17 protein-coding genes are annotated in these 19,974 nt (G+C 30.7%); 10 read left to right on the top strand and 7 right to left on the bottom strand.

Annotated features, from left to right (window positions below; genetic code table 11):
• Window positions 1-20 precede the first annotated feature (20 nt).
• From ABD939_RS09530 to ABD939_RS09520, 3 genes are read left to right on the top strand one after another with little or no spacing between them, the layout of a single operon-like run.
• Window positions 21-797, top strand: a complete 777-nt coding sequence (locus tag ABD939_RS09530) for a tRNA pseudouridine synthase A (RefSeq protein WP_345167613.1) — start codon at window positions 21-23, stop codon at window positions 795-797.
• Between the two features lie 39 nt (window positions 798-836).
• Window positions 837-1,517, top strand: a complete 681-nt coding sequence (locus ABD939_RS09525; protein WP_345167611.1) for a DUF2461 domain-containing protein — start codon at window positions 837-839, stop codon at window positions 1,515-1,517.
• A gap of 36 nt (window positions 1,518-1,553) precedes the next feature.
• Entirely contained in the window at window positions 1,554-1,931 is a 378-nt protein-coding gene (locus ABD939_RS09520) for a hypothetical protein (RefSeq protein WP_345167608.1), read from the top strand.
• Window positions 1,932-1,945: 14 nt separating this feature from the next.
• On the opposite strand, the gene ABD939_RS09515 is transcribed toward ABD939_RS09520, so the two are convergent.
• Window positions 1,946-2,362 carry a glyoxalase gene (locus ABD939_RS09515; RefSeq protein WP_345167606.1) on the bottom strand — a complete coding sequence of 139 codons (417 nt, stop codon included), beginning with the start codon at window positions 2,360-2,362 and terminating at the stop codon, window positions 1,946-1,948.
• Between the two features lie 120 nt (window positions 2,363-2,482).
• On the opposite strand from ABD939_RS09515, the gene ABD939_RS09510 reads away from it, so the two are divergent.
• The 7 genes from ABD939_RS09510 to ABD939_RS09480 all read left to right on the top strand — a co-directional run bounded on the left by ABD939_RS09510 (window position 2,483) and on the right by ABD939_RS09480 (window position 11,173).
• Window positions 2,483-3,370 carry a DUF72 domain-containing protein gene (locus tag ABD939_RS09510; RefSeq protein ID WP_345167604.1) on the top strand — a complete coding sequence of 296 codons (888 nt, stop codon included), beginning with the start codon at window positions 2,483-2,485 and terminating at the stop codon, window positions 3,368-3,370.
• A 14-nt stretch (window positions 3,371-3,384) separates the two neighbouring features.
• Complete coding sequence (locus ABD939_RS09505) at window positions 3,385-3,768, top strand: acyl-CoA thioesterase (protein WP_345167601.1); 384 nt, start codon at window positions 3,385-3,387, stop codon at window positions 3,766-3,768.
• A gap of 180 nt (window positions 3,769-3,948) precedes the next feature.
• Window positions 3,949-5,343, top strand: coding sequence for a 3-isopropylmalate dehydratase large subunit (gene leuC, locus ABD939_RS09500; RefSeq protein ID WP_345167598.1), 1,395 nt, complete (start codon window positions 3,949-3,951; stop codon window positions 5,341-5,343).
• A 19-nt stretch (window positions 5,344-5,362) separates the two neighbouring features.
• A complete protein-coding gene (gene leuD, locus ABD939_RS09495; protein WP_345167595.1) occupies window positions 5,363-5,959 on the top strand; it encodes a 3-isopropylmalate dehydratase small subunit in 597 nt (198 codons plus the stop codon).
• Between the two features lie 3 nt (window positions 5,960-5,962).
• Window positions 5,963-7,486 (top strand): alpha-isopropylmalate synthase regulatory domain-containing protein, encoded by a 1,524-nt coding sequence (locus ABD939_RS09490; protein ID WP_345167592.1) that lies wholly within the window; start codon window positions 5,963-5,965, stop codon window positions 7,484-7,486.
• Window positions 7,487-7,498: 12 nt separating this feature from the next.
• The gene (gene leuB, locus ABD939_RS09485; RefSeq protein WP_345167589.1) at window positions 7,499-8,554 is read left to right on the top strand and encodes a 3-isopropylmalate dehydrogenase; all 1,056 of its coding nucleotides are present in this window, start codon (window positions 7,499-7,501) and stop codon (window positions 8,552-8,554) included.
• 147 nt (window positions 8,555-8,701) lie between these two features.
• Complete coding sequence (locus tag ABD939_RS09480) at window positions 8,702-11,173, top strand: zinc-dependent metalloprotease (RefSeq protein ID WP_345167586.1); 2,472 nt, start codon at window positions 8,702-8,704, stop codon at window positions 11,171-11,173.
• 18 nt (window positions 11,174-11,191) lie between these two features.
• Here the strand turns inward: ABD939_RS09480 and ABD939_RS09475 are convergent, their stop codons facing one another.
• The 6 genes from ABD939_RS09475 to ABD939_RS09450 all read right to left on the bottom strand — a co-directional run bounded on the left by ABD939_RS09475 (window position 11,192) and on the right by ABD939_RS09450 (window position 19,645).
• Window positions 11,192-12,433 (bottom strand): mechanosensitive ion channel family protein, encoded by a 1,242-nt coding sequence (locus tag ABD939_RS09475; RefSeq protein ID WP_345167583.1) that lies wholly within the window; start codon window positions 12,431-12,433, stop codon window positions 11,192-11,194.
• Window positions 12,426-12,722, bottom strand: a complete 297-nt coding sequence (locus ABD939_RS09470) for a DUF3817 domain-containing protein (protein WP_345167580.1) — start codon at window positions 12,720-12,722, stop codon at window positions 12,426-12,428. The genes ABD939_RS09475 and ABD939_RS09470 overlap by 8 nt, the downstream gene beginning before the upstream one ends.
• Before the next feature lie 63 nt (window positions 12,723-12,785).
• Window positions 12,786-13,397 carry a YqaA family protein gene (locus tag ABD939_RS09465; protein ID WP_345167577.1) on the bottom strand — a complete coding sequence of 204 codons (612 nt, stop codon included), beginning with the start codon at window positions 13,395-13,397 and terminating at the stop codon, window positions 12,786-12,788.
• A 756-nt stretch (window positions 13,398-14,153) separates the two neighbouring features.
• Complete coding sequence (locus ABD939_RS09460) at window positions 14,154-15,698, bottom strand: S1 family peptidase (protein WP_345167574.1); 1,545 nt, start codon at window positions 15,696-15,698, stop codon at window positions 14,154-14,156.
• 5 nt (window positions 15,699-15,703) lie between these two features.
• Window positions 15,704-16,279 carry a trypco2 family protein gene (locus tag ABD939_RS09455; RefSeq protein ID WP_345167571.1) on the bottom strand — a complete coding sequence of 192 codons (576 nt, stop codon included), beginning with the start codon at window positions 16,277-16,279 and terminating at the stop codon, window positions 15,704-15,706.
• A 486-nt stretch (window positions 16,280-16,765) separates the two neighbouring features.
• Complete coding sequence (locus tag ABD939_RS09450) at window positions 16,766-19,645, bottom strand: NACHT domain-containing protein (RefSeq protein WP_345167568.1); 2,880 nt, start codon at window positions 19,643-19,645, stop codon at window positions 16,766-16,768.
• Between the last annotated feature and the right edge of the window lie 329 nt (window positions 19,646-19,974).

The raw sequence follows: 19,974 nt of genomic DNA, 5'->3' as shown, positions 1-19,974 counted from the left end.
AAATCCTTTTTAAAAAAGAAATGAAAAAGTACTTCTACGTTATAAATATTCAATTTTTAGGTTATCGTTTTCATGGTTGGCAAAAACAACCGAAAGTAAAAACTTTGCATTTAATGATTGATAGAACATTGAATTTCATACTTGAAGGACAGTATTTTAAGAGTTTAAGCTCAGGAAGAACCGATGCCATGGTTTCAGCTGAAAATGCCGCTTTCGAATTGTTTGTATCAGAGCCTATTGAAGATCTTGATGTTTTCCTACAATTATTTAATTATAATTTACCGCAGGATATTCGTGCTTTAAATATCAGAGAAGTTGATTCAACCTTTAATATCATTAATCATTCAAAGGTGAAAGAGTATTTGTATTTATTTGCTTTTGGAGAAAAGTGTCATCCTTTTTGTGCGCCAATAATGACAACCATTTTAGATGATTTAGATGTAGAACTCATGAAACAAGGAGCAAAACTTTTTGAAGGTGAAAATTACTTATGGTCTTACTGCTATAAACCCACAGAAAATGGTATTTATACTCGTGAAATTTTACAATGCGAGTTAGTAGAAAACACAATTTATTCTGCTAATTACTTTCCAGAAAAAACATATTTATTGAGAGTAAAAGGGAAGGGGTTTATGCGAAATCAAATTAGGCTAATGATGGGTACTTTGATTGATTTAGGTAAAGGGAAATTAATGCTTCAAGATATTAAGAATAGTTTGGTTCAAGATAGCAGAGTTAAGATGGATTATATAGCTCCTGCTTCTGGTTTGATTCTTAACAAAATAGAGTTTGAATAATACTAAAGCTTTCGTAGCTTTATAAAAAATATAAAATTAATGAGTTTAGTTGTCTCTAAGAATGTTTTCACCTTTTTTAAAAATTTAGAAAAGAATAATAACCGTGATTGGTTTAATGAAAATAAACCAGAATTTAAGGCTATTGAAGGCGAAGTAAAATTGTTTTACAATGCTATTCTAGAAAACTTAAATATTCATGATGAGATTGATAAATTGAAAATATTTAGGATTTATCGAGATGTGCGTTTCTCGAAAAACAAACTACCTTATAAAACCCATTTTGGAGGATCGTTTCATCGTACAAAACCCAGATTACGAGGTGGTTACTATTTACATATTCAACCAAATAATCAAAGCTTTATAGCTACTGGTTTTTGGGAACCAGCAAAAGAAGATTTAATGCGTATTCGTAAAGAATTTGAAATGGACGACTCTGAAATTCGTGAGATTCTAGCTAATAAAAAATTCAATTCGGTTTGGGGAGATACATTTGTTGGGGATGAAGTTAAGTCAGCTCCAAGAGGCTTTGCTAAAGACCATAAAGCCATTGATTTAATTAAGAAAAAACAATACATCTTCACCAAGAAATTTACAGACAAAGAAGTACTTGATGCGAATTTTTTAAATGAAATAGATACGTCATTTAAAGCGATTCGACCTTTTTTTGATTATATGAGTGATGTATTAACTACGGATTTGAATGGGGTTTCAATGATTTAATTGGCATCATCAAAAATCTTTTTGAGTAATTTAAATATGAAGAACAAATACAAGTTTATTTTAGTTTTGATAGTTTTTGGGATAATATGTTTTTTTCAAGGCGAAACAATAGATAGGATAAAAATAGATGGTATTTCTGGAGAGTTTTTAGATGTTTTATTTGTTACTGATACTAAATATGCTAATAATTATTCTCATGCCAATTTTAATAAAATAAAAATAGGAATGAGTGATACTCAAGTGAAAGAAATTCTTGGCGAACCTTTAATTTATTGGAAACCAAAAAAAGATGTTGCACATCTACAAGTACTTGTTTATAGTGAAAGTCCTAAAGATACACATTATAGAATCAGACAAATATATCTTGACAATTCAATAGTAAAAAAAGTTAAAGGATACTTTTATGTTGATTAGCTAGAATTATAAAATTAAACCGCCGCTAACAACTCAGGCTTCTCAAAAAGTTGAATATTACTCAACAACCGCTGTTTAACAATATTCATCATACGCTTATTCAAAGCAGAAGAATTTTCAATATATATATTGTATTCTTCAACCGTAAACTGACCTATAATCATGCCTTTCATAGAGTTTCGAAGTTTCATGTCTTTTTGAATGGCATTTTCTATATAATCTATTCGTTTCTCTAAGGATAAATCATAAAAAACCGACTTGTGCTTTTTTATATAATTTCTAAAAACAGCAATTAATAAATCATTTTGAAATTTAATTATTGGACGCAACACTAAATTCTGAAAACGCTCATCAGAACTCATGTTATCATTAATAGTGGCAGTTAAAATTTCAGGTCTAATACTTTTAAGATTAAATTGTCTGGAGTTCATTTTTGTAGATTTTCAATAAAAATATTGATTAATAACTCTTGAATTTGGTTCTAAACTTTATACTTGTTAACGAGGTTATCAACATTAAAGATTTTTCTATCTTTATTGAAAATATAAAACATGAAATTCGGAAGCGTTGACAATCCAGAATTAATAGACTTTACATTCCCAAAAGACCATCCAGATACTAAAAAAGTGCTTGAAAAAGTTAAGGATGACAATATTCCAGAAATTTATGTTGGATGTGCAAAATGGAATAAGGCAGATCTAAAAGGTTTTTATCCAAGGGGTACGAAAGACGAATTAGGATACTACTCGTCTCAATTTAATTCTATAGAGATGAATGCTACGTTTTATAGAATATTTCCTGCTGAACAATTCTCTAAATGGTATGATAAAACCCCCAAGGGGTTTAAATTTTTTCCAAAGCTAAATCAAGAAATTAGCCACTGGAAACGATTGAACGAAACAGACGCTGTGGTTGAAAATTATTTATATAACGCTTCAAACCTAAAAGAAAAATTAGGAACAATTTTTTTACAAATGCATAGTAATTTCGCTCCTAAAGATTTTGATAGAGTGATTACTTTTGTTGAAAATTGGCCAAAAGAAATTCCTTTAGCTATAGAATTTCGCCATACTAATTGGTATAATGATAAAGCTATTGCAGAAGATTTATATCAACTTTTAGAGGCAAATAATATTTCAAATGTTATTGTTGACACAGCAGGAAGGCGCGATTTAATGCATATGCGATTAACTAATGCTACCGCTTTTGTTCGTTATGTTGGCGCAAATCATGAAACAGATTATAGTCGTTTAGATGATTGGGTGGATCGCTTAAAACTATGGAAAAATCAAGGTATTAAAGAAATCGATTTTTTCATACATCAAAACATAGAAAAAGAATCCCCACTATTATCGGCTTACTTTATAAAAAAATTGAATTCAGAATTAGGCTATTCATTAACCATTCCTAATGAAGATTCACAAAAAACATTATTTTAAATTATATCATAACAATGAGATTTCACACTAGAAAATGGATTAAACCAGAAGATTTAAACGCAAATGGTACTCTTTTTGGAGGACGACTTTTAGAATGGATTGATGAAGAGGCAGCTTTATACAGCATAGTTCAACTTGAAAACCAAAAAATTGTTACAAAATTCATTAGTGAAATAGACTTTATTGCTTCGGCAAAACAAGGTGATGTTATTGAAATTGGCATTAAACCTGTAAAATTTGGTAAAGCATCTTTAACCTTGAGTTGCGAGGTTAGAAATATGATGACAAGAGAGACTATTATTACCATTTCAAATATAGTTATGGTAAATATTGGACCAGACGGAAAGGTTTTACCTCATGGAAAAACACAAGTTGAATATGTAAAGGATAGACTTTAAAATCTTATTCTTATTATCCTTTAAAGATTATAATCATTTTTTAGTTTTTATTGCATAAAATGCAATGAAAAATGCGTCCATTATTTATTTTATAAAAATAAAATAACAAGGTGGTCTAAAGTTTCGATTATCTGTAATAAAAATTAACTTTGAAGACTTTATAAAAAATTTAAATTACTTATGAGTAAATCATTGTTTGACAAAGTTTGGGATTCGCATGTGGTACGAAACATTGAAGATGGACCAGACGTATTGTATATAGACCGTCATTTAATTCACGAAGTTACAAGTCCTGTAGCTTTTGTAGGTTTAGAAAGTAGAGGATTAAGTGTGTTATATCCAGAGCGTACATTCGCTGTGGCAGATCATAATACGCCAACAATAAACCAACATTTACCGGTTCAAGATCCATTATCTGCTAACCAGTTAAAAACGTTAGAAGATAATGCTAATAAATATGGTATTAGTCATTGGGGTTTAGGTCATGAAAATAATGGTATTGTTCATGTTGTAGGTCCAGAAAACGGTATAACACTTCCAGGAGCAACAATTGTTTGTGGAGATTCGCATACATCAACTCACGGAGCTTTCGGAGCTATTGCTTTTGGTATTGGTACTTCAGAAGTTGAAATGGTGTTAACCACACAATGTATCATGCAGCCTAAGCCAAAGAAAATGCGTATTAGCGTTAATGGCACTTTAAATAAAGGTGTTACGCCTAAAGATGTTGGTTTATATATCATTTCTAAATTAACAACTTCTGGTGCAACAGGGTATTTTGTTGAGTATGCTGGAGATGTTTTTGAAAACATGACTATGGAAGGCCGTATGACGGTGTGTAACTTATCTATTGAGATGGGTGCTCGTGGCGGTATGGTTGCTCCAGATGAGAAAACATTTGATTATATAAAGGGTCGTCCTAAAACCCCAAAAGGTGCTGATTGGGATAAGGCTATGGCATATTGGAAAACATTAAAAACAGACGAAGGTGTTGTTTTTGATAAAGAATTAACTTTTGATGCCAGTGATATTGAACCTATGATTACATACGGTACAAATCCAGGTATGGGTATGGGTATTTCTAATAATATTCCAACTGCAGAATCTGTTGAAGGCGGAAAAGCAACTTATGATAAGTCTTTAGCCTATATGGGTTACGCTGAAAACGACCAGATGATTGGGAAGAAAATCGATTACGTATTTATTGGAAGTTGTACAAACGGACGTATTGAAGATTTTAGAGCATTTGCTTCTATTGTTAAAGGTAGAAAAAAGGCAGACAACGTTACAGCTTGGTTAGTTCCAGGGTCTCATGTTGTTGAAGCTAAAATTAAAGAAGAAGGATTACTTGATATTTTTGAAGAAGCTGGATTTGTACTTAGAGAACCAGGTTGTTCAGCTTGTTTAGCCATGAATGATGATAAAGTACCTGCTGGGAAGTATGCAGTAAGTACATCCAACAGAAACTTTGAAGGTCGTCAAGGACCAGGATCAAGAACGTTACTTGCTAGTCCGTTAGTTGCTGCAGCTGCCGCAGTTACAGGAGTAGTAACAGATCCGAGAGAATTACTTTAATAATTTAGAATATAAGAAAATGGCTTACGATAAATTCACAAAATTAACGAGTACTGCAGTTCCATTACCAATAGAGAATGTAGATACAGACCAAATTATACCAGCACGTTTTTTAAAAGCTACAAAGCGTGAAGGTTTTGGAGATAATTTATTCCGTGATTGGAGATATAATGGTGATAACACACCAAAGCAAGATTTTGTTTTAAACAATCCTATTTACAAAGGGAAAATATTAGTAGGAGGAAAGAACTTTGGTTCTGGGTCTTCTAGAGAGCATGCTGCTTGGGCGGTATATGATTATGGTTTCCGTTGTGTAGTCTCTAGTTTTTTTGCAGATATTTTCAAGAATAACTGTTTAAATATTGGCGTTTTGCCAGTTCAAATTAGCCCAGAATTTTCAAATGAAATTTTTGAAGCAATTTATGCTGATGCTAATACAGAATTAGAAGTTGATTTACAAGAGCAAACAATAACATTATTATCAACTGGTTCAAAAGAATCTTTTGATATCAATGGTTACAAAAAAGGAAACATGTTAAATGGTTTTGATGATATCGACTATTTACAAAGCATGAAAAGTGAGATAGAAACATTTACTGAATCTCGTCCTTTCTAATCAATGAGTGGTGTAAAGCACATAGAAATAATGGATACGACATTGCGCGATGGTGAACAAACCTCGACAGTGTCGTTTTCTGCTTCAGAAAAATTGACTATTGCCAAACTTTTACTTGAAGAATTAAAAGTTGACCGTATAGAAATTGCATCTGCACGCGTTTCTGAAGGTGAGCTTCAAGCCGTAAAAGACATTACTGATTGGGCTTCAAAAAATAATTATATAGAAGCTGTTGAAGTATTAACTTTTGTAGATAAAGGTTTATCTATAAAATGGATGATTGAAGCAGGAGCTAAGGTTCAAAACCTACTTACTAAAGGTTCTTTAAATCATTTAACTCATCAGCTTAAAAAAACTCCAAATCAGCACTTTAAAGAAATAGAAAACAATATTACTCTTGCTAAAAAACACGATATAAAAACTAATGTTTATTTAGAAGATTGGAGTAACGGCATGCGAAATTCCAAAGCTTATGTTTATGAGTTTTTAGATTTTTTGAAAACTCAAGATGTAGCTAGAATTATGCTCCCAGATACCTTAGGTGTTTTAACACCAAAAGAGTCTTTCGATTTTATAAAAGAAATAAAAGATACTTATCCAGATTTACATTTTGATTTCCATACCCACAATGATTATGACTTAGGTGTTTCTAATGCTATGGAAGGTGTAAAAGCAGGAGCAGATGGATTGCATTTAACGGTTAATGGTATGGGAGAACGTGCTGGAAACGCGCCAATGTCTAGTACAATTGCAGTCATTAATGATTTTATGCCTGAGATAAAAATTGGTGTAAATGAAAAAATGCTATACACGGTAAGTAAGTTAGTAGAGAATTTCTCAGGAGTTATGATTCCTGCAAATAAACCCATTATTGGCGCTAACGTATTTACGCAAACAGCAGGAATACATGCTGATGGCGATAATAAAAAGAATTTATATTTCAGTGATTTGATGCCCGAACGCTTTGGAAGAAAACGCCAATATGCTTTAGGAAAATCATCTGGAAAAGCTAATATTCAAAAGAACTTACAGCAATTAGGACTTCAATTAGATGAAGAGGACCTTAAAAAAGTAACCCAGCGTATTATTGAGTTGGGCGATAAAAAACAAGTGGTTACCAAAGAGGATTTACCATATATTATTTCTGATGTTTTAGATAGAACATATGAGGAAAAAGTAAAAGTAAACTCCTATGTATTAACACATTCAAAAGGATTAAAACCTTCTACAACGGTTTCCATTACCATTGAAGATGAGACTTTTGAAGAGAATTCACAGGGTGACGGACAATATGATGCCTTTATGAATGCTGTGAAAAGTATCTTTAAAAGTAAAAAGATTGTATTGCCTAGTTTGATTGATTACGCGGTAAGAATTCCACCCGGAAGTAATTCAGATGCATTATGTGAAACGATTATTACTTGGAAAAATCCAGAAAAGGAATTTAAAACTAGAGGTTTAGACTCAGATCAAACAGTATCTGCAATTAAGGCAACAGAAAAAATGTTAAATATTATTATTAATTAAGAATATAAATAGATGAAATTAAATATTGCACTTTTGGCTGGTGATGGTATTGGACCAGAAGTAATAGATCAAGCAGTAAAAGTTAGTGATGCGGTTGCAAAGAAATTTGGACACGAAATTAATTGGAAACCCGCATTAACAGGAGCTGCAGCAATTGATGCTGTTGGCGAACCTTATCCAGATGAAACGCATGAGATTTGTAAAAGTTCTGATGCAGTCTTGTTTGGTGCTATTGGTCACCCACGTTTTGATAATGACCCTTCAGCTAAGGTTCGTCCAGAGCAAGGTTTGTTAAAAATGCGTAAAGCTTTAGGTTTGTTTGCTAATGTGCGCCCAACGTTCACATTTCCTTCATTATTAGATAAATCGCCTTTAAAACAAGAACGTATTGAGGGCACAGATTTAGTGTTTTTACGTGAGCTAACTGGCGGTATTTATTTTGGTGAAAAGGGTAGAAGAGATAAAGGAGAAACAGCTTTTGATAATTGTGTTTATACTAGATCTGAGGTGCAACGCTTAGCAAAAAAAGGATTTGAATTAGCCATGACACGTGGTAAAAAACTTTGCTGTGTTGATAAAGCAAATGTTTTGGAAACTTCTAGACTTTGGAGAGAAACAGTACAAGCCATGGAAAAGGATTATCCTGAAGTTGAAGTGAGTTATGAGTTTGTTGATGCTGTAGCGATGCGCTTGGTACAATGGCCAAATAGCTACGACGTTTTAATAACTGAAAATTTATTTGGAGATATTTTAACGGATGAGGCTTCTGTAATTTCTGGTTCAATGGGATTAATGCCTTCTGCATCTTTAGGTTCTGATATTGGTTTATTTGAGCCTATTCATGGGTCTTATCCGCAGGCAACAGGATTAAATATAGCTAACCCAATGGCTACTGTTTTATCAGCAGCTATGATGTTTGAAAACTTTGGTTTACAAGAAGAAGGAAAAGCAATTAGAAATGTTGTAAATGAAGCTTTAAGTAAAGGTATAGTAACTGAAGATTTAGCCGATGGTGGAAAAGCTTATGGAACCAAAGAAGTAGGGGATTGGTTGGCTGAAAACATTTGATTCTTATTAAATCTAAAAATAGTATCGGGAGCAACATTTAATGTTGCTCCTTTTTATTTAATAAAACTTAAAGTTTTGTGAAAAGTATTATAAATAATACGCTATTAAGTATTTTTGGCGCAAAATTCTAATCAAAAAGCTATTTTTATGAAAAAAGTATTACTCCTAGCATTTACTTTATTATTATGTTTTTCAACTAACGATAGTGAAGCACAATCAAAACGAAAAAAGAAAAAGGAGGCTGCCCAGGAAGCGCCTAAAGTAGTACCAAAGAAAAAAGAAGGAAAAATAAAACCTTATAATAAAGTTATTACTAAAGATGCTATTTCTGATGATGGCTTATTTATAACTCATAAGGTTGGTGAGAAATATTTTTTTGAAATTCCAAAAGCATATCTAAATAAAGATATGTTGTTAGTTAGCCGAATAGCAAAATTACCAGCTAATTTAGGTAATGGTTATGTTAATGCAGGTAGTAAAACAGGTACGCGTTTAGTAACATGGGAACGTTTTCAAGATAAAGTTTTAATAAAAGAAAAGTCTTATAATGCAGTTGCTAATGATGAATTACCAATTAGTATTTCGGTAAAATCAAATAACTACGAACCTACATTATATGCCTTTGATATTTCTGCTTTTAGTAAAGATTCAACTGCTTTAGTTGTTGATGTAACTAAATTTTATTCATCAGATGTAAAAGCATTAAGTGGCTTATCATCTAGAGCGAGAACCGCTTATAAAGTTAGAAATTTAGATGCCTCACGAAGTTTTATAAATTCAATTAAAAGTTTTCCTGAAAACATAGAAGTTGTTCAAGATATGACTTATAATGCATCGGCACCACCATCATTTGGAAGTACGCAATCTATCAGTCTTCAAATGAACCAATCTATGATTTTACTTCCTGAAACTCCTATGCAACCTCGTTTTGCTGATGATCGTGTGGGTTGGTTTACTATAGATCAAGTGGATTATGGTAGTGAAGAATTAAAGGCTGATACTAAAACATATATTCGAAGATGGCGTATGGAACCTAAAGACCCTGAAGCCTATGCGAGAGGTGAATTAGTAGAACCTGTAAAACCAATTGTTTACTATTTAGACCCTGCTACACCAGAAAATTTACGTAAGTATATGAAAGAAGGTGTAGAACTTTGGAAAAAACCGTTTGAAGAAGCAGGTTTTAAAAATGCAATTATTGCTAAATATCCACCTAGTAAAGAAGAAGATCCAGATTTCAGTCCTGAAGATATTCGATATTCAGTAATACGGTATGTAGCGAGTGAAACAAGAAATGCCGTAGGACCTAGTGTATCAGATCCAAGAACAGGCGAAATTATAGAAAGTGATATTATTTGGTATCATAATCATTTACGTTCATATAGAAATCGTTATTTATTAGAAACTGGAGCCGCTAATCCATCTGCGAGAACATTGAATACATCACCCGAAGAAATAGGAGAGATGATGAAAATGGTAATTGCCCATGAAGTAGGTCATGCCCTAGGATTACCGCATAATATGAGTGCCAGTAAAGCTTACGATGTAGAAAGTTATAGAGATGGCGATTTTACACAAAAAAACGGTATTGCTGCAACTATTATGGATTATGCGAGATACAATTACATAGCGCAACCTGGTGATAAAAATATCCGTTTTATACGCCAAATAGGACCTTACGACAATTATGCTATTAATTGGGGATATCGTTTTATACCTGAAGCTGATACGCCTGAAAAAGAGTTAAAAAAATTAGATTCATGGATTCTTGAAAAAGCAGGAGACCCAAGATATGTTTTTGGAAAACAAAGCAGTCGTTTTGACCCAACATCACAAACTGAAGACATTGGGAATGATGCCATAAAAGCAAGTAATTATGCGCTTAAAAACCTGAAATATGTTGCAGAACATTTACCAGAATGGACAAGCGATGTAACTAATAATTACGACGATTTAGAAGAACTTTATGGGGAATTATTAGGATGTTATAACAGATATGTTGGTCATGTTTTAACTAATGTTGGAGGCGTTTATGAAAACTTAATTAACCCAAACCAAGAAGGCGTAGCATACCAAGCAGTGCCAAAAGTGTTACAAAAGGAATCTATACAATGGTTACATAAAAATGCGTTCAAAACACCTAATTGGTTAGTTGATAAAGAATTACTTTCAAATATTGATTATGCTGGATATACAGCACGAATAGGAAGATTACAAAATAGATATTTAAGTGGATTATTGAGCTTTGATCGTTTGGGGCGTCTTTTAGACCATAAAGCTATTAATAATAATAACTATGCTGCATTAGAAATGATGCAAGATATACGAAGAGGTATTTGGAGCGAAGCGAATGCTACTAAAAATGTTGATATATATCGTCGTAATTTACAACGTGCCTATATAGACCGCATGTCTTATTTAATGACTGAAGATTTAAGTACTAGAGCAAGTAAACCCTTTAGCGTATCTCAATCAGATATTAGAGCTATAGTTCGAGGAGAATTAAATGTATTAAAACGTATCGTAACTAGCGCATCAAATAGAGCCACAAATACTGAAACAAAATACCATTACAAAGATTGTATAGCTCGTATTAATCTAATTTTAGACCCTAAATAAGTTTAATATTTTTAGTATTTATTTAAAATTAGAATTACTGGGTAATTCAAAAATTTCTAAATCAAAGTAAGACAAAGAAGCTATGAGATGATCGAATATATCAGACATGATATATTCGTAATTCTCCCAGCGTTTATCACTACTAAAAGCATATATTTCTAAAGGAATACCTTGAGTTGTTGGAGCTAACTGTCTAGCCATAATCATCATATCTTTATTAATAGCAGAATGATTTTTTAGGTAAGAATCAATATATTTTCTGAAGACACCAATATTGGTAAGGTTTCTACCATTTATGAATAGCGCTTTGTCTATTTCATTATTTGCATTATAAGAATCAATATCCTTTTGTCTTTTATTTAAATAAGAACTTATAAGCTGAATGTTTTTCAGTTTATCAACATCTTCCTCAGATAAATATTTTACGCAGTCTTGTTTAATGTATAAAGCTCTTTTTATACGTCTACCATCAGAATTAACCATACCTCTCCAATTTTTAAAAGAGTCTGAGATTAGGGCATAAGTAGGAATTGTGGTTATGGTTTTATCAAAATTCTGAACCTTAACTGTGGCTAAAGTAATTTCGGTAACATCACCATCAGCACCGTATTTTTCAAAGGTAATCCAGTCTCCAATTCTTACCATATCGTTTATTGAAACTTGAATACTGGCCACAAAACCAAGAATAGTATCCTTAAAAACTAATATTATAACTGCTGAAATGGCTCCTAAACCTGTTACAAATTTTAAAAATGGAATACCTGTAATTATAGCAATTGCAGACATAATACCACCTAACCAAGCAAAAATCATGAATACTTGAATGTAACTATCGATGGGTTTATCTTTAAACCTAGGCAAGGTCTTTAAATAATCTTTTAATGTATTTAAAAGGCTTCTAGCAATCCATAAGGTTAAAATAATTGCAAATACTTGCAACCCTGTTTCAATAACAACATCAGATTCAGGAAAATCAAAAAATACAATTGGCGCAAATTTCAAGGCTATTAATAAAGGAATAATATGAGCAACGTTTCTTGGTACTTTATTAGTTATTAAAAGGTCGTCAAAATTGGTTTTAGATTTTATAGCAAATTGCGTAAAAGCACCTCTTATAATTCTTCTTATAATAAAGTCTATTATAAAAACAATAAGCAGCAACAAAATTAATAGTGCTAACATGTTTAAGTATTTAGCAGTACTTTCTGAGATGCCTTGAGATACTAAATAATCAAACAGCATATGTTTTATACTATCCATTTTTTTGTGGTTTTAAAAACTTCTTGTCTACATAAAATGTCCCAAATGGAATTATAGCTGCCAATAATATTAAACCAAATTCATTGTTTGTCCATTTCATATCTTTTCTTAGCATAAAAGCTAAAATAATATATAACATGAATAAGAGACCATGCGGCATACCTAATAACTTTACATATTCAGGATTATCGGCAATGTATTTAATTGGTGTTGCTATAAACAAGAGTAATATGTATGAAACTCCTTCAAGTAAAGCAACAATTCTGAAGATATTTATAAATGAAAACATTTGCATTTTATTTTATGCAAAAGTAGTACAGAATGTCGAGATAAATTGAGTTTTAAGACTTTTTTAAAACACATTAAAAATGATTAGACCATATATTACAAAGCGTAATAATCTTAACAATCCATATAACACAACATTTTTAAAAGGAAACTCAATGAGTCCAGCAGCCATACAGGAAATTGAGAAGGGTAGTGGTAATAGTGCCCCAACAATAATTAAAAAACCGCCCCATTTTCTAGAATTTTTAAGCTGTTTTTCCATTTTTAGCTCTAAATAACTATGCACTGAAGGAATTTTTGTAATTAAATTACCAATCCAATACGTTAAAAGACCGCCGAAATAGGATAAAAAAGCCAAAATACTTAAGTATAACCAAGGAATACTCGTTTTAGCAGACCAGGCTATAAATATTTCTGGAGGAATTAAACCAAGTAGTGTTTCTGAAACAAAAAAGAATAGAAGCACACTAAATATAGGTAGTGTTTCAGTAAGATTTACTAATAACGTATTAATATCATAAAAATGATTTACCACATAAACTAAAGCTGTAAATACTATTATAATTGGTAAAGCTTTTTTTACTGATTGCCAAACAAATGTATAAAACCCAGTATATTTATAATACTGGTGAAGTAATTGTAATCGGGATTTTTCAATTTTCGATTTGGGCTTCATACAAAGATAAATTCAAGGTAAGCAAATATACGGTCTAGTAATCTAGAATAAAAACTTTGACTTTGTATTTGGACGAATTTAACATATGATAAGGGAATGAGTTAAACTAAACAAAAATTGTATTTGACATAATATAAATTATAGTACAAATGTATTTCATAACATTGGATAGCTATAATTTCATACTATGTAAAATATCCCAGAATAATCCGTTGTTATTAGAATATTTAGAACGAGGGTGTTGAAACATTCGTCTTTGGGCTTTTGTAATTAAATTTAACATTCTTTATAATTTGGATATTCTGTATAAATATCCAGAAATTTTAAAATACAAGATTCTCAAGAAACTTATCGTCTGCGCATGTGTACTATAATTTGCCGTTATGTAAAATATCCGCTGCCATTGCGCTCGATTGTTTTATAAAATCAAATTGCTCTAGCAATTTATTTTAAACACAATTCCCAACCGCATGCCAGCGCATTATAAAAGCTAAGTTTTGGATTCCTATTGAAATTCTCGTAAACTTAGAAATATTCGTCAAAAAAAATTTTAAGTTATTCTTGGCTAAATTGCCACAAGAGTATAAAATTTTCCCTCGCATAAATCCATACTTTAAAATTTCTATACACTTGTTTTGTTATGAACTTCTATTTAAGTTTTCAAAGATTGAACCTTTGTAAATATTATGTAAAATAGAAATTTATTGATTCTTTGAAGATTGTTAACAATTGTTCTATTTAAAATCCCTAATTTAACTAATTAATGATGAGCTCTTTGATTTGATCAATTTCCTTAACTCTTAACGAATTATAGTCTAAATTACCTAATTCGGAACTATATTTAATGTTATTGGTTAACCATGGTGTCTGATTATCAACTTTTCCAGCGGCCAAATAAGACTCTGTTGCTTCCTTGTAATCTTTGCCCGCAAAAAAAACATCTCCCAAAAGAATTAATGCACCAGCTTGAAATGATTTAGATTTAGTGCTACCTGCGGCTAAAAGAGAAGAAATAAGTGCGTTGTCCCTATAACTATTGTTATTTTTATCGATTTCAAATAAAAAATAATTGCTTAATGCTAAATCTTTAAATAATGCCGATAAATACATATCATCATTACCTTCAATATTTTTTTCATTTATAGGATTTAACCAATCAACACTAAAATCAATAGTATCTGTATTTGTTGCGGACAAAGCATATTTGATGGAAGCGGGATTAGTCTTTATATGACTGTTTATACTACTTTTTAGCAAATTGCTAGCATTTTCAAGATGTCCAATGGCAGAATCTATATTTCCTAAAAGATATTCTCTTTCACCTATTTTCAACTCAGAACGTGCAACATCTTGCCTAGACGCAACCGAACTTAAAAGAGAATATCCGTCAAAAATTTCTCTATGCAGATAAGCTGGACTAATTGGACAATAAAATAGAGTATTTATTCTCGGCAATTTTTTCCAATACACACCAATATAGAGAGCTAAATGATACAGGTCTAGATTGCTCATTTTATTTTCTCTAGGAAAAGTGGGTTTTAAGGCTAATTCAAGTTCTTGAGGCGAAATCCTCCCTTTAGTTAAATCATTAATAATGGAATTAGTAATATTTCTTAATTCCATTTTTTTTAATAATTTTTTTAAGCCTGCCGAGGAGGAATAGAATGAAGTAGTTGCATCAACCCTCGATTTCGCAACACCATAAACCAACCCTTGATCCGATATTAATGGAGCCCCACTGTCACCAGGGTATCCACTCCCCTGCACCTCTATGACCTTTCTTCCATCACGTTTAGTAAGTCTTACTACATCAAGTTTTTTTACTGTAGCAATGGGATCATCTCCACGCGAATATCCTATTACAAAATGATTTTTGGGTCTTGGTAGATTAAGAGATATATCTAGTCTGCCAACTCTCTTTGTTATTTTATCTAAATGATTCGTTGTGACCTTCAATAATGCTAAATCACTATTCCGTTCATATATGAAATCCACCAAAATAGCATTATATGTTGATGGAAGAAACTCTGATTCAAAAGTTATAGGCACCGAAGAATCAGAAATTGCTTTTTTAATAACATGAGCAGCCGTAATTATATATCCATTCTCATTGTCAATAAAAAAACCTGTCCCGATATTAGCATCACATCTAATCTTAACTACACTTGATTTAAATTCGGATTCAATTATTTGTTTGGAAGCACCATCAGCGCGCCAAAAGGGGCCGCAATCAGACTGACAGAATAATGAGTTAAACATCAATAATGCCACCAAAATTTGAATTATGGAAACACTTTTCATTAGAATCACTTCTCAAATGACAATTTAACTGTGTGGATGGCTTTCTTACTTAAATCTCCACCTAGTTCAATATTTAACGGGGCTATTTCGAATTCAATACCAGGGCTTTTAGATTTTTTAATTGCAAACTTTAATTCAAGACTTATTGAACTTAACCTCAAATCGGGATCTGTATTATCTATATTTTTAGCTGATTTAGCCATCTGAAGTATTGTTTCTTTTAATTGTTCTGACAAGCTAATTTTCTTTTTCTTCCCAATCTCTTCTTCAATATTTTTTGGAACGGTGAAATTAAAATTGGCTGTTTGGGTAAATTCTTTATTTACCGTTTTGCCAAAAGAAAAAATTAGAATTTTAACCTTTTTTTTAACTTCTTTACTGACTACAGTTTGAAAGTTAATATCCACAGACTTTAGTTTGGGTAATTCTAAACTTTCTAAATCTTTCTGGGTTTCCTCTAGAGCTATTTTCACTTGTTCATATACCTCTTCTAAAGGAAAAACATCCTTTGTACTTTCCTGTGAATAAGTTAACGGAGAATAAACAATAAGAAATACAGCAACCATTAATAATTTTTTCATTTTTTCGGTTTTTAGGTTAGACAAATAATACTAAAAAATTATGAGCTTTAATGAAACACCATAAATGGGGAATTAATAAAGCTGTACTATTATTATATCTGGGAGAAGAATTAATTACTGTCACTCAAGTGACTTGGCTAAATATAAAAAATATGTAATATTAAACCTAATTATTCGTACGAAAAAAGAGAATTTAATAAACAAAAAAATGTTTTAAATTGAATTTTAACTAATAAAAGTTACAAAACATTTAAGTTATATCTTTTTTTCTTGATAAAAAAAGAAACAAAAAAATCAAGACTACATATAATTTTGGAAACAATTACGGCTCGTTTCGCTATATTTTAGGAAAGTTTTGAACTCGTCAAGATTTACTTTGAACTATATTAAAAATAAGAGAATCTTAGGAAAACTTAGAACTAGCTCCCTAAAATATAGACGCTCCACTCTCCTATTGTTTTAGCCAAAATTTTATGAGGTCAGAGTTTAGTACTCGTAATCAACTTTATCGATTTCTGCTAAGACATCTATCTGTTCAAATAAAAACTTGAAATTTTTAAAAACCTCAGGATTATTTAGTTTTCTAATTGTCTCAGAAAATTTCTTTTTCTTTTTGTCATTTATTTCAAAAATATCTGGAATAACAGTTTCTTTAATCATTCCTTCTTTTAATAAAATATCATCTTCAAAATAATGCTCAATACTAAAATAATTAAATACTTGGTCTTTAATTAAATATTGTTCTCTGAATGGAGGTATTGGCAATTTTATAGCATAAATATTTTTAGCTATATGCTTTTTAACTCTTTTAGAACCATCTATTAATTTATAAACACCCTTATTTAAACCTTGAAATTCTTGTATACCTTTTGCATCATTATCAAAAATACCGATTACAATTTCATCATCTTTTACCATTGGTAAACATTTCATGAGCAAACCATGCAGTTCTGTAGCACCACCTGTTTTATTACCGCAAGCCTTAATTGACCAGTATGGGTCAGTATTTTGTGTCAATTTCATAAATGCGTGTTCAATTATTTCCACATCAGATTTGCCTTCAGTATAAATATTTACCTTTCTACTTGAACGAATTTGGTCAAGCCCTGTGAACCTTAATTTTTTAGCGGGTGTATCAAGTAATAGTTTCGATACCGCATTTTTTCCATCAATATTTTTACCTATTTCTTTTTTTAAATCATTGTAATTATTTCCTTTAAACAATGAAACTCCAATATCAGCTAGTAGCAACAAAAACTGATTGTTCAAAAAAGATGAATTGTAAATTAATTTCTCTAATTCCACTTCTGAATTAATTCTTGTTGAATTAAGAGTTACAGCAAGCTTGAGGGCTTTGTAACCAATTGTTACATTTGCAAAGTCCTTCTCATATTCATTATAAATATCTGCAAATGCCAATTGAAGTGGCGTTTTAATTGTAATTGAATTAAAGTTTTCAAAAAAATAAAACATGTTAATCATTGCTATGAAAGGCAATTTCATGTTTTTGAAAGAGACCATTTGTTCATCAGATGCAATTTTAGTCAATAGTTCGTAGCTTTTAATATTTATATTAAGAGCAGTTAATAAAGAATCCTTTCTTAAAACATTATCAGTTTGATAAAGGGCTTGAAGTAAATAGCCAATACCCATTACACCACCAAAATAATTATTCAGATTGTTGGCATTTTTGACTTTACTTGTGATTTTCTCTAAAAACTTTGGCATATCTCTAGATTTTCCAGCATAAAAAATTGCTGAATTTTGCCAATTCGGGTCAAAAAAATTGTCAATTAAGTAACTTTCTTTATCTCTTTGGTGCTTAAAAATTTCAATCGCACAATAATATTCCATAAAAGAATCATGCTTGAACTGAACATACTTACCATTTTTCAAAAACAAAATACCTGTGTTTTCAATAAGAAATAGAAGGAATTCCTGTAATTTATCTTGAGCTAATGGTTGTGTTTTATTTTCAAAATATTTATTAAAAAAAACTATAAACTCATCTTTTGTAAGAGGTACTTTATTTTCAGTTGTCATTACATGGAGAGCATAATGCGATAATATCCTCTCTTTAAAGTTGATATCAATGAATTCGAAACGACTTTCTACATTAGTTTTTCCAAGAAGTAATTGATTGAAATTGTCATATATATCAGAAATAGTAGCTGGTATTTCGAAATTTTTTTCTTCAAAAAGTATTGATATCAATGATATTGATAAAGGTGTTATTGGTAACCTTTCTAGAATTCTATTTTCTTTCAATGCATTTATTAAATTATCTGCTCTAGAACCATTTGGGAAAAATTTAGAAATAAAGTTTTTTATCTGATGGTCATTAAATTTTTCCATATTAAAATAGGCCATTTCCTGATTAATATGCTCATTAAAACCATTATCAATATGTCTCGTTCCAATGAAATAATTTATTTTATAATCATTGAATAAACTTTCTAATTCAATTAATATACTTTTTTGAACTTTTTTGTCAAACTCATCTATAGAATCAACAAGCAATAATATATCATTTGTTTCTAAGGCTTTAATAAAATTTCCTTCATAAAAGCCATTTAGGCATTTATTAATAGCATTGACAATATTATACTTGCTAGAAATTAAATCTACTGTTGATATAAAAACAGGGATTTTCTTTTTATTAACGGCACTAGTCTCATTGATGCAGGTTTCTCCAATTTTTCTTAAAAATGTAGACTTACCAGCTCCTGTGTCACCCGCAATAATAGCAGGCTTTTTTATACTTAGAATTTTTTTACTATCAAATTTCACCAAAACGGGACTTGAAGATTCTTTATCTTCTTTTAATTGATAAATTCTTGGCTCAATAAAAATACCCAATAATTTATCATATGTTTTTTCAGAAATTTTAAGTCTTTTTAGCTCACCATCTTTAGCTATATTATTTAAAAAATATTTCTCGTATTCTAATAATTCTAAATCTTGATGATTCCAAAAATTTGGCAAGTATTCATCAATTAACTTGATTAAATCATCTCTATCAATAAATTCAAGATTGTATTTGAGTTTGACCTTTCTTCTAAAACCACTTGAAATATTTTTTGTACTAATTAAATAGCAAGTATGGAAATCATATTTTTCTGCATTTACATTTATTGGCTTACAAAATGAATTCATGTCAACATTACTACCAGTAAAAGCATCTAAATAGAGAATAAATCCATGTTTAGATGTTGTAATACCAGTTTTAATATCTCCAACTATACAACGTTCATTTTTTGTTTGTAAGTCAAAATAACCTAAGCTTTTAAATATTGTTTTGGTTAGTTCAGAAAGTTCTTGGTATGAAATATTTTTTAAATTTTCTATTTTTTTATTTGACTCCATAAATTGCATTGATATAAGTGTTAAAAATACGAAACCAATTTGGAATAATTACTTAATAACACCATTTCACACACATTCCACTACTCTCCTATCGTCGCTTCGTAAAAAGCGTGTTCCATTAACATCGTAAAGAAATTTTTAGAATTAAAATTTTTCAAGAAACTGTAGAAAGGACTTTCGCTTTTATCCAAAGCTCAAGTTACATAACGCGAGAACATTATGATACAAAATAGTAATCATAATAAGACATTATATAAAATGGCTTTGAAACGAATAATCGCTATTTATTATTGTTAAGCACTATATAGTATTAAACTAATAGGCATCCT

Source organism: Algibacter aquimarinus (assembly GCF_039543265.1).
In the GTDB taxonomy this organism is placed as follows: Bacteria; Bacteroidota; Bacteroidia; order Flavobacteriales; family Flavobacteriaceae; genus Algibacter_B; species Algibacter_B aquimarinus.
The sequence above is the reverse complement of the archived record's forward strand: the minus strand, read 5'-3'. Positions and strand labels throughout refer to the sequence as shown.

What these genes read in the sequence shown, in the direction of transcription:
- ABD939_RS09530 (WP_345167613.1), top strand. Translation starts at nt 21, where the DNA reads ATGAAAAAGTACTTCTACGTTATAAATATTCAATTTTTAGGTTATCGT.
- ABD939_RS09460 (WP_345167574.1), bottom strand. Translation starts at nt 15,698, where the DNA reads ATGAAAAGTGTTTCCATAATTCAAATTTTGGTGGCATTATTGATGTTT.
- ABD939_RS09510 (WP_345167604.1), top strand. Translation starts at nt 2,483, where the DNA reads ATGAAATTCGGAAGCGTTGACAATCCAGAATTAATAGACTTTACATTC.
- ABD939_RS09490 (WP_345167592.1), top strand. Translation starts at nt 5,963, where the DNA reads ATGAGTGGTGTAAAGCACATAGAAATAATGGATACGACATTGCGCGAT.
- leuB (WP_345167589.1), top strand. Translation starts at nt 7,499, where the DNA reads ATGAAATTAAATATTGCACTTTTGGCTGGTGATGGTATTGGACCAGAA.
- ABD939_RS09520 (WP_345167608.1), top strand. Translation starts at nt 1,554, where the DNA reads ATGAAGAACAAATACAAGTTTATTTTAGTTTTGATAGTTTTTGGGATA.
- ABD939_RS09470 (WP_345167580.1), bottom strand. Translation starts at nt 12,722, where the DNA reads ATGTTTTCATTTATAAATATCTTCAGAATTGTTGCTTTACTTGAAGGA.
- leuC (WP_345167598.1), top strand. Translation starts at nt 3,949, where the DNA reads ATGAGTAAATCATTGTTTGACAAAGTTTGGGATTCGCATGTGGTACGA.
- ABD939_RS09515 (WP_345167606.1), bottom strand. Translation starts at nt 2,362, where the DNA reads ATGAACTCCAGACAATTTAATCTTAAAAGTATTAGACCTGAAATTTTA.
- ABD939_RS09525 (WP_345167611.1), top strand. Translation starts at nt 837, where the DNA reads ATGAGTTTAGTTGTCTCTAAGAATGTTTTCACCTTTTTTAAAAATTTA.
- ABD939_RS09450 (WP_345167568.1), bottom strand. Translation starts at nt 19,645, where the DNA reads ATGGAGTCAAATAAAAAAATAGAAAATTTAAAAAATATTTCATACCAA.
- ABD939_RS09455 (WP_345167571.1), bottom strand. Translation starts at nt 16,279, where the DNA reads ATGAAAAAATTATTAATGGTTGCTGTATTTCTTATTGTTTATTCTCCG.
- ABD939_RS09480 (WP_345167586.1), top strand. Translation starts at nt 8,702, where the DNA reads ATGAAAAAAGTATTACTCCTAGCATTTACTTTATTATTATGTTTTTCA.
- ABD939_RS09475 (WP_345167583.1), bottom strand. Translation starts at nt 12,433, where the DNA reads ATGGATAGTATAAAACATATGCTGTTTGATTATTTAGTATCTCAAGGC.
- ABD939_RS09465 (WP_345167577.1), bottom strand. Translation starts at nt 13,397, where the DNA reads ATGAAGCCCAAATCGAAAATTGAAAAATCCCGATTACAATTACTTCAC.
- leuD (WP_345167595.1), top strand. Translation starts at nt 5,363, where the DNA reads ATGGCTTACGATAAATTCACAAAATTAACGAGTACTGCAGTTCCATTA.
- ABD939_RS09505 (WP_345167601.1), top strand. Translation starts at nt 3,385, where the DNA reads ATGAGATTTCACACTAGAAAATGGATTAAACCAGAAGATTTAAACGCA.